The 11,657-nt window shown below is 42.6% G+C and carries 4 protein-coding genes; all 4 read right to left on the minus strand.

The features are described from left to right. Window positions 1–29: 29 nt before the first annotated feature. Entirely contained in the window at window positions 30–3,356 is a 3,327-nt protein-coding gene (locus Cabys_RS16225; RefSeq protein WP_006927239.1) for a GxGYxYP domain-containing protein, read from the minus strand. 128 nt (window positions 3,357–3,484) lie between these two features. Then, window positions 3,485–7,054, minus strand: a complete 3,570-nt coding sequence (locus Cabys_RS16230; protein ID WP_169833726.1) for a FlgD immunoglobulin-like domain containing protein — start codon at window positions 7,052–7,054, stop codon at window positions 3,485–3,487. A gap of 348 nt (window positions 7,055–7,402) precedes the next feature. Beyond that, window positions 7,403–8,410, minus strand: a complete 1,008-nt coding sequence (locus tag Cabys_RS16235) for a PorV/PorQ family protein (protein WP_006927241.1) — start codon at window positions 8,408–8,410, stop codon at window positions 7,403–7,405. Between the two features lie 53 nt (window positions 8,411–8,463). After that, window positions 8,464–11,613, minus strand: coding sequence for a fibronectin type III domain-containing protein (locus Cabys_RS16240; protein ID WP_044280989.1), 3,150 nt, complete (start codon window positions 11,611–11,613; stop codon window positions 8,464–8,466). Window positions 11,614–11,657: the final 44 nt, after the last annotated feature.

Genomic DNA, 11,657 nt, shown 5'->3' on the forward strand with positions numbered 1-11,657 from the left:
TTTTAATCCCGTCGGTTTTTCGCGTCCACTTAACGTATCAAAATCATTTTTTTAACGAGCTTTTTATTTTCAAATATTAACTGGTAAAAATAAATGCCGCTTGCTACACTTTCATTTAATTCATTTCGGCCATCCCAGATTACCTGGTATTCGCCAGGCGTTTTTACCTCATCCACAAGAGTTTTTACCTTTTCTCCAAAAATATTGTAAACGTTTAGAACAACACGACCAACCTGCGGAAGCGCAAAACGAATATGAGTCACCGGATTGAAAGGATTCGGATAGTTTTGACTAAGCGCAAAATCTTGCGGTATCGAAACATTCGCTTCAATATTAACAGGGGTCGCGCTTATGGTTACAACGGTCGGGGCGCTCCATTCGCTCTCGTTTAAGCTGGTATTGCGTGTTTTAAAGCGTACTGAAAAGCGGCCTGTATCGGCCCAGGCATGCGTTTGGGTAAAAAGATATCCCGATGCTTGAAAGTCCGACCATTTCGAAGAATCGCCGTCTCCCCAGTCAAATCGAACAGAAACGCTGTCACTATCAATCGAAAAGGCCCTAACGCTAAACGATAAGGTATCTCCGACAAATCCCTGAGTCGGTCCCTCAATATGCTCCCTCTCTTTTTGGCGTAAAATTATGACTTCATCAATCCATAAATCTTCGGCGCCGGTAGTAAAAACACGGGTTTCGATGGTGCCCTTACCATCGTGTTTAAATGGCAAGTAGAAGAATTGATATCTATCTTTAGCGTTAAAATCTGTACCCTGAATATATTTTTGGCAAAGCGTGGTTTTATCGGCGTTTAAATTGAACACATCTAAAAGAGCCACCTCACTACTTGTTAACTCCCCTACTTTAAGACGGAAACAGGCTACATATTCGCCGGCGGCCATGGATTCGTAAGGCCCAAATACGCTATGGGCGGGAGCTTCCGGCGCATTTTTTTGCGTGAACCAGGCCGTTCCGTGGACGGCTGAACCATCTTCTACTTGCTGGCCATAACGATGATTTAGCTCAATGGCGTCCCAATTACCGGTATATTCACAATACCAATTATCAGGCGCCTGATAATCCAACACCACCATCGGTATGCTCAAACTATCTTGCACTAAGGCAGAAGACAAAGTTAACCGGGCGTCTTTTAGAATTTCAGATGACAATACAGGTTCATTTAGAGTAATTCTGAATTCACCATGAGTCATCTTTTCTTGATAAGCCTGAGCTTGCTGCTGATAATTGGTGACTTTAACGCCGACGGGCGCCGTTAGATTAATTTTTACAGAAATAGGCGTTTCAACAATTGCTCTAAATTTGAATGGCAAAAACAAAGCGCCATTTACCAGAACCGGTATAAGTCTTTTAGGAGCGTCAATTAGCAGTTTACCCTGATAATAGCGGGAAACCATGGTCATCAATTGACTGGGTTTAACAACCTGGAAAACCTCAGGATCCAGATGATCGGTAATCCATTTTACCCCTTCAAATCCGGTATAATAACAGGTCGGATGCACCGGCACAAAAAGCGGACGTTGGGTCGTGGATTGTGCAAGCGCATTTAACTCCTGCAGAATCATCTCCGGATCGGATTCGCCAATCATGGGCACGCGCGTTCGAATGATCGAAAAGTCGGTAAAGGGAAAAACGCCAGGCGTGCGTCCGCCGTAGCCTTCTTCACAGCCAACCGTAAGGTCCTTAAAATACTTTCTATATTTTAAGACCACGTCAAATGGAATATTGTTGGCAGAAAGAATGCTTATTGATTTTAAACCTGTAAGCTCAAGATACCGTCTTGTTTCCTGAAGATATTCATCCAGACGATCTGCAGGAAATTTTTCCGGATGGCAATAACCGATACCGGAAGCAGAAGCTACTAAATCATCATTATCAGTAGCCGTTTCGTAATAATATTGAAGAACGGCTGGCGCCATATCGTAAAGCAACGGTTGCAGTTCCCATCCGAAGGGGATGCTTCCGCGATCGGGACTTAAATATTGACGTCCCTGAAAACCGTTCGTCCAATGGAAGGCATCACCGTCGGAAATAAGGAACGAAACATAGATTTTGTTTTCATCGATTGCCGGGGTTTCGGATAATGACGGTGGGGTAAAGCGCTCGGGTTTTACCCAATGGTGAAATGAAAAATTAGGCGCCCCACAACAAATCACCGCATTGCCGTGAAGAGAGGCCTGCGCCACATAAGACCCTTCGTCATCTCGTCCCGTCTGGAACGAAACCCATCCGAGCACAAAGCCCGGATGCTCCATCGCTTCCATTATTTTATCTTTAATCGCATATTCTTCCGGATAATCGTATTTTCTGCTACTCAAATCAAAACAAAACGTGCGGTAAAAAATGGCCATATCCAGTTCGCGGGAACCGCCAATGGTGCTACCGGTAACTTTGGAGCTAAACGATACGGTGGTAAACGGACCGTTGGGCGTATTCCCTACCTTGACCATGTATTGATTAAAGGCTAAAAACTTCAAAATGATCTGGCCAGAGTCGCTTAACTGAAAACGATAGGTAAAATACTGAGTTAAATCGGCAATACGATCCCCATCGGGATCAAACCAGGAGTGATCAGGATCGTAAAGATAAGTTTTTTCCTCTTCCGTTCCTGTTCTCAAATTAACGACTTCTTTTCCTCCCTGGATGATTTTAAGGCTTCGAAGTTTTGTTCCGTTTCCATTGGTTTTAATTGCGTCTTCAAACCGAACATAAAAATCGGTGCCATTAACGTATGGAGTAATATCCACACTTATCCATTTGATATCGCCTAAGGCTAAACTGGTAACAAACTTTTTATTGCATTGATCCCAATAATTTTCAAAAGCCCAGTCATAAACCTGATCTTTAGACATCCCAATAAATTTTTGACTGACATCTTCTTTTAAAGGAATACCCAGTGTTTTAATCTTTTTTTCAAAGTATTTACTGACTACAATCCAATCATGTATTCCGGATAAGGTAGCGGCTATATTATAGCTTTCGAGATTGCCGTAATCCCAGAGAACGTATCCTTTAATTTTATCTCTGAAAATGGTAAGTACTTGGTAAGGATCTGATAAACTGATAAATTGAAACCCGTAACGGGAACTATAATATTGTTGCCATTTGTCATCGATATCATCAAATCGTAAAAAAATAAACGGCCCATTTTTGTTAACAATACCCTGCACCGAAGAAAAAAGCGATTTTTCCTCCCAGCCCATGCCCGACACATCAATTTTATACGCGGTATTCTGCGCAGGGCAGCCTACCCCATAAAAAAAAGAAAAAAGAAAGAATATAAAAAATATCCAGCCTTTTTTTATCATCAAACTCTTTTTTTTAAAATCTTTGCAAAACAACATTTCACACTCACAGTTATTAGCCTTGGGCGTCTTTTAATTTTAAAGTAAGAGCTCCGCGCTTCAAATTTCAATTCAGATAAAAAGACCAGATGCTTAAAATAAGCATCTGGTCTTTTTTTTAATCCCTTTTAGCGAAGCAGAATCATCTTCTTCAGTAGTTTTTTATCTTTGAATTTAATCTCATAGAAGTAGATTCCGCTGGCCACTTTAAGATTAGAATCATTCATGCCGTTCCATTTAATCTTGTACACTCCCGGTGTCTGTACCTGGTTTACAAGCGTTCTTACTTTTTGTCCTAATACGTTGTAAATGGTCAACGTTACGTGCCCCGCAGCCGGCAACGAATAACGAATATTCGTTTCCGGGTTGAAGGGGTTAGGATAGTTTTGACCGAGTTCGAACGTAGTTGGCAAATTAGTCAATTCGTCTTGCATACCGGTTTCCAGTTTGCCCAACGAGTTAACGCTAATCCAGAATAAGGATGGGCCCCAGCCGGTATCTTTAATTCCGTCCTCAAAAATCAGGTAAACATCTTCCCACCCCATGTCAAAGTAGGGTTTAATGTTTAAGGCTAAAACGGTTTGATTTAGCCCGTCGTGTACCGGGATATTGTCTTCGCTCCAGCGGAATACTTCAATTCTTTCGCCGTTGACATCCGAAGCCACCGAAACGACATATTCGTTCCTTAACTCAAAGCGAATTACGATATTATCATTACCGCCGCTCATTTCGAGGATCTGGGCTTTATTGAACTTGTAGGCCATTATCATATTACCATCGGCAAAGCGATGATCAAAATCGATACCCGAACCTTCATATCCCGGGACTAAATAATTTAATTCATCCGTATTTCCATCACATTGAAAGCGTACCAGCTCGTTATAAACATAAATTTCTCGATAGGAAATATATACGCTATCTACAGATGCCCCCCAGCCGTCGGTTGGTATCCCATCGGTAAAGAAGACATAAATACTGTCGTATTCCTGATCGATAAAGGGTTGCAACGAAAAGCTTTGCCAGCCGATATTGGATGCGTCGTGTACCGGAATATTATCGTCGCTCCAGCGCAGCACTTCTGTTCTTTCACCCTCAAGCGTGCCGGCGACACTCACGACATATTCATTGGCGATGTGAACATTAAAGAAAGGCTCGGATCCTTCTTCAATATTTTGTAGCAGTTCGTCTTTGCCGAATTTATAAGCAATCACTGACTCACCATCCGCCCAACGATGCCAATTATCCACGCCCGAACCTTCGTAACCGGGCACCAGATAATCGGTTTCTGGAGGCGTGTTATTAGCTCTGAAGGCAATTGGAGTGGGCGTATAATTATAAATACCGGTATAATAAAAACGTACGGCATAAATCGAAGGTCCCCAACCATCGGTCGGTATTCCGTCGGTAAAAAATACATACAGATCCAAAAATCCTAAATCGCGAATTTCACGCAATGAAATAGCCACGTTTTGTCTGTTGGATCCGTCATGAACCGGAACACCTTTCTCAGACCACCGAATATACTCGATTTTATCGCCGTCAACCGCATCGCTAATGGAGATCACATATTCGTTGCACACATCAAATTCGATAAAAATTTCCTGTCCGGGCGCCATGGCTTCAATTTCATCGAGATTAAATTTGTAAGCAATGGTGTCGGTGCCATCAGCCCAACGATGGTTATCATCAACGCCGGAGCCCGTATATCCAGGAACCAGATAGTCGGTTTCGGGCGCCTGGTTGTTTGGAATAAATTCGAAAAGAATACCTTTAGCTATTTCTTCATTGGTTTCTTTGGTACGTTTATCGATGCAATCGGTTTTCAGGCCCCACGAAGCCGGGCTTACATCCACATCCAGATCTCGCGCCGTTATCAGCGCTCCATCGGCCGCAACAGTTGATTCAATGGCTTCAATATTCACATTCGATATAGAAGCGCCCCAGCCATCGGTTGGGATTCCATCTGTGAAAAATACGTAGATTTCCTGCCATCCCTGAGCAATGAAAGGATCAAGCGAGAAACTTTGCCAGGCCATATTCGACAAATCATGAACGGGTATTCCTGGTTTACGACCAATAATCTTAACGTTGCTTATGGAAGCGCCCCAGCCGTCCGTTGGAATACCATCACTATAAAGTACCGTTATACTATCCCAACCAGCGTCAACATAGGGTTGTAAGGAAAATTCAATCCAGGCTTTGTTGGACATGTCATGAACCGGAGTACCTTCTTCGCTCCAGCGAGCAACTTCGATGGTATCCGTGCTATTAGCGACTCTTACTACATATTCGTTTGATATCTCTGTTTGGTAAATCAGCTCCGAATTTTCTTCAGCCATGGCCTGTAAATCGGCAACACTAAAGCGATACGCAACCACCGTTTGTGCGTCGGCCCAGCGATGCCAATTATCTACACCGGCGCCCTCATAACCTGGAACAAGATAGTCGGTTTCCGGAGCCTGGTTATTGGGTATAAAGCTGATTAATACGCTATCAATCGGTTCGCTCCAACGTAAAACTTCGGTTCTCTCGCCATCCAGCGTGGGCGCCACCTCAACAATATACTCATTTCCCACACGGACATTGAATTTATATTCCGTATTTTCAGAAAAGCCCGATGTCAGGTTGGCTACATTAAAATTGTAAGCAATTGTACTGGTACCGTCGGCCCAACGGTGCCAATTATCCACTCCTGAACCTTCGTAACCCGCTACCAGATAATCCGTTTCCGGTGCGGCATTGTTAGGCACAAAATCAACGACTTTAGTGGTATCAACCCCACCCATATCAGCATCGGTAATCTTAAATGCAAAAGGCGAAAAGGTAGTTTCTAACGGAGTGAAAGGCTGCACAATATCGCCAGGGACGAATAAATCCAGGAAAGGAATACGCGCTTCAATTTTGTAACCGTTTTCCGTTTTAACGCAAACGGCTTCGGCTTCAGGCAAAATTCCTTTAACGATCTTCGATTCATAAAGATCAACAGCGCCGTTTGCAACAATTAAAGAAATCTTATAATCCGGTTCGGTTTTATTACGATAACCGCTAAGACCAAGATCTGGCATGTTAGTGTGTGAAGAATAAGCGTTTAATGTATCAAGATTGTATGCGCCAAAATAGAAGGTCAGGCTATCGCCGGCTACCACCACGCTATCATCCGTTACTTCTGCGGCAATATAAAGGTTGTCGTTATCCATGCAGATTGAAACGTGAGCTTCCAGATCAGTAGCATCTCCAACCGTACCATCGGCAATAACGCCTTCTGCTCCTGTTTTCAAATTAACCCATCCCGCTTGAGTATCCCAATCAGCGAAATCACCGTCAACCATTATTAAATCATTGTCCTGAATAATTACATTTACACCATTGTCAGGTATGTTAGCAGGGTCTTCCTGGTAATAAAAACCGATATATCGGACGCTTGGCCCCCATCCATCCTGCGGTCTTCCATCAAAAAAGGCTAAATACAGATCGGTCCAACCAAGATCATAATAGTCTTGTAAAGGAACATCAATCCAGGTTACGTTACTTCCGTCATGCACCGGATTATTTTCAGGATCGTCGCTATAAATGGCTACTAATTCTCCTTCATCAACATTGGTTATTTCTACGTCTGATATTTTTACGATGTATTCATTCCACAAAAAAATTCTCAAAAACAGCGGATGTTGGTTATTTTCCTGTTCAAAGCGTGACAAGTCAAAATGATATTCCAACATCGAAGAGGCATCTGCATAACGATGATCGGCATCAATGCCATTACCCTGCGCATGCTCCAACACAAAATATTCATCAACAGGGTTGCCATCCAGCGCAAATTTGAACACCGGCACCCAAACTTTATCCTGAGCCACGAGTGCGAAACTCATGGATAATATCAGGATAGTAACAATTAAAAAAAACTTCTTCATAACACATCTCCTCTCTTGTTAATTTAAGAAAGTTAATTCAAATGTTATTTAAAGGAAGCTAACCATCATGAGCCCAACGGCTCCATTTCCCTCCTTCCGTTATTGCGATTACATCATTTTTCATCAGATCACCTCCTAAAATTTTATTATAACAGAGAATTGTTGAATATCCTGCAAATGCTCCATATTCATAAAAGAGTAATCAAATCTGAAGTTCATGTAATTAATGCCGAGCCCCATGGTTAAACCTACTTCACTATTCTTTAAGAATAAAGACTTATATCCGGCCCTTAACACAAATACATTCATAAAACAATATTCAGCGCCTAAGTTTAGGCTTTCGAAATTATTGTTGGGATGAATAAAATCTCCGGCAATGATAATGCGGTTATTTTTAGTATTAACCAGAAGATAAGATAATCCGAATCTAAAAACGATTGGGAGCGACCATTTTTTGGTTCTTAGATGCGACAATACCGAAGTATTATTCCCCGCCTTGGATTGGTCGATATCCGTAAAAACCATGGCGTCAACGCCTTGAATTTGCATTTTACTGCCAAAATTAGTGATGGACATCCCCAGTTTTAAATTTTTAACGGGCAACTTATAAAGGACACCAAAGTCGAAAGCGATACCATTGGTGCTCATGTGCCATATTCTTCTTTGTATTAATTTAAAGGTCGCTCCGAAGGAAAAGCGTTGCGTGAGCTTTCGCGCATAGGTAAGCCCTAAAGCCAGGTCGGCGGCGTCATATCGAATGCCCAGCCCTTCAGGCTCTTCTACGGTTCTCACGGTCATTTCTGGCGTAGTAAGCGAAGTAACCGAAACGCCAAAAGAGCCATACGCTCCGCTTTGCAACACCCCGCCAGCATAAAAGTATTTCATACTAACCAGCCAGTTCATATAGTTGAAAGATACTTGATTGGTCTTTAGCAAAGATATTCCCGCAGGATTCCAATACATGGCGGTGGCTTCATCTGCAATGGCCGTAAACGCTTCGCCCATGGCAACCGCTCGCGCGCCGGCTCCAATTTCCAAAAAGGGAGCTGCCGTTGTTCCAACTTTTGATATTACATCGCCAGCCAGAACGTTACTGCAGGCTAAAATTAGCATTACAATAATGCCGGAAATTGTTTTTTTCATGAGTTTACTCCTGATATTTTCATAGTGCATTCCAAATGAAAGGCCATTTTCTTTTAATTAATAATACCAAAAGTGCCCACTTTTTCACCGATTCCCGGAGCCTCAATATGATAGATATAAATACCGAATGAGACTTCAAGCCCTTCATCGGTTGTTAAGTCCCAGGTGGCCGAACCATCTGAAGCAACACCGGAATGCTGAATGGTTTTTACTAATACGCCGTTTTGTGTAAAAATGCGAATGGTACATTCAGCCGGAAGATGAATAAAGTATATTTTCCTTTCACCTCGCCCTGAAAGCACGGATTCCTGCTCCCACGAAGCGGCAACAACATAAGGATTTGGCACAACGGCAACTTTATCCAATACTTCTTTTCCCACTTCCAACAAACCGCTTTGAAACGTTGTAAATTGATACAGGTCGCCTTCTTTAAAAGGGCTATCCGATTTTAAATAGAAAACATCGCCAGGTTGCGGGTCAATCACCTCCACATTAGGATCGGTAGGGGCGTTAAAAGTTATTTTATATGCCTTCACCAATTTACCTGTACCGGTAGGAGCAATTAGAGAAATTTGGTCGCCTTCGCCAATTTTATAATCTCCGTTTTTGTCGTAACTAAAGAAAAAAGGAATTGAATCGTTGGTGTAAAAATCATAAACTTTAAAATAGACCTGATAGTCTTTTTTAAAAGGATGGCTGGCCAGCGTATCGGTAATTTCGATGGCCACATTCATGGGGATTGTACCCTGACTCGATTTAATAATTTCCGGAATTAAATTTGTTTTATAATCTCCGCTCCAGCCAGAAACCGCCTTTATAATATCGAAATCAGGAAATTTATTTTCGAAAGATAAAATCATACCAGAAAATATCGGCGTATTCCAGGAGGAAACCGGTGCGTTGGTAGCCGGGTCAATCGGTATTTCCACGCTGTCAAAAATCACCTCGTTAGTGGTCAAATTTTTAATGGTGTATGTTTTGGTTGTAATCTCACCCAGCTCATTCAAAATATGTGAGAATGAAACCTGAAATTGATTCTGATCTGGCAAAATATCTGGATCGACTATTTTAACTTTTATGCTCCCGGTTGCACTGGAATTGTTGACCTTGGAAATATTGCCGTATTCGTCGGCATCGGTATAACCGGGCTTGTAATTGGTCGCCGGGGCGTTAGGCGTGGCAATAACGGCGTTGACACTTTTTTCTTTCAGTTCGCCGTACTCATACGTAAATTTAAAGGGACTTTCTGAAGGAGACATGGGGACTAAATTGCGGTCATCCATTCCCGGATAATAACCTTTGTCATACGAAACTACCGCGTAATAATACGTAACGCCATTTTGCACATCTGTATCTTCATAATAATATTTAAGTCCGGTATCGTCACCAAGATAGTAATGGATGCCGGAGCTGTATTCTTCTCCTAATTCTTCACCCATGGCGATGGGATGAAGTCCTTTAATTCCGTCTTTAAGATCAAACTGTGCAATCGGCTTTCGGTACACAATATTACCGAAGGCATCGGATATTTTCTGCGATTCGGTCATTTGCGGATTGGTACCACGGTAAATACGATAACCTTCAAAATCGTACCCATACACCGGATCTCTGGAGCGTTCTGCTATATTATCCCAATAAAGGGTTATTTTGCCGTCGCCAGGGACTACTTTTACGGTAGGTTGCAGTGGCGGTTTGGTAAAACGATAGTCGTTATCATAAATTCTTTGGGAAGTAACCGCATTTCGATAAATTTCCCGTTCGTCTTCGCCGAACAACCAACATACGGAAAAGCGTTCTGTTTGATTGCGTTCAAGCAAGAAAGGTCCAGAAGCAAATATCCAAAGATTATTCGAATTTTGCGCCGGGGTTTCGAATACTCCCGGCTGAATATAATTCCAGATGGCTTCATCATTGCTAATATAAACACTACCGTAGTGAGGTGAATAAAATGAGGTTAAACCGATCTGGTCCGATTCGTCGTTATCGGTTTTTCCGAAATTAGGTTCGCCCTGGTCCGGTTTTCCGTTTCCTTCGGTACCGTCCAAATCGGGCGCATCATAATTGGGATCTTTGGGGCCGATGCCATCGCTACCCACATCGTCAACCTGCGGATCCCAATCGCCATCTTCGTCACCGCTCCAGTGCCATTTGGGCTCGCCATAATCCCCAACCGGTCCGAATATCCATTCTCCAGCATCATTATCCCGTCGCTCATCTATTAATCCGTCATCATCATTATCTATTCCATCATCTCCAAATCCGGGGCTCTCCAGATACTTCCAGGCCAGATATCCCGGCAAAATATCTCTATATTTCGTCCACACGCCAATATTATCATGATCCCAGGCGAAAACCATATCCATCTTCTTATCAAATCCGGAATCATCGTCAGAGGCCCCCAGACCGCCTGGATGTGTATCTGCAAAAGCGCCAAAATAAATATTTCGATCATAAACATAATCCGAAACATTCGTCACCTGAAAATGGATGAATATCTGATCTTCCGCAAGGGGGTGTACCCACTGGAACATACGTGTTTCGCATTGCAATCCCAGACCTCTCCGCGTGCTATCTGCTATAAAGGGATAATAGGGAAATTCAGAATTAGTAAAATCGTCCATCACATAAATACATTCCTGATCAGCCATAAACTGGTCTTTTCCGAAATAACCATTCCAGCGCCCATTCCATGTGGCGTCTTTTCCTGGCCATGTCTCCGGCCATGTGGTCTTATCGGTGCTGGTAGCGATTAAAGAAGTGCTATCGATTTCACCGGTATTGGGATTTATGTAAATTCTATGATCATTAGCATAACCCGGCTTTGGATTCCAAAAATACTCGGTACCATCGGGAGCACGGTCCGGAAAATCTCCGTATGAATCACTGATAATATGATACGTCTGTCCATCAATTCCGGTTACTTCGGCGCCCACTAAAATAGTCATCTCATGAACGTGTCCATGCCCTGTGCCTTTGGGCCACACTCCGGAATAGGGATGGTTAACTTTACCAAAAATCCCCCAGTTGCCTACAATGGACTCAACTTTATTGGAATTCATGATTAATTCTTTTCGAAACTCTTTAGCGCCTCTATTGGGGTCAATGTAAATATCTTCCTGAGCATGGAGGATTTGTACCCCAATCAAAAGTGCAAAGAGAAGGAGCCAATGTAAATAACCTGTTTGCAAATGTTTTTCTTTCATAACCTTATAACCCATTTTTATGTTTGCACATCTTTTGACATTTT

The organism is Caldithrix abyssi DSM 13497 (genome assembly GCF_001886815.1).
GTDB classification, from domain to species: Bacteria; Calditrichota; Calditrichia; order Calditrichales; family Calditrichaceae; genus Caldithrix; species Caldithrix abyssi.

Bases quoted from the DNA above. Each gene is read 5' to 3' on its own strand.
- Cabys_RS16225 (WP_006927239.1), bottom strand. From the start codon at position 3,356: ATGTTGTTTTGCAAAGATTTTAAAAAAAAGAGTTTGATGATAAAAAAA.
- Cabys_RS16235 (WP_006927241.1), bottom strand. From the start codon at position 8,410: ATGAAAAAAACAATTTCCGGCATTATTGTAATGCTAATTTTAGCCTGC.
- Cabys_RS16240 (WP_044280989.1), bottom strand. From the start codon at position 11,613: ATGAAAGAAAAACATTTGCAAACAGGTTATTTACATTGGCTCCTTCTC.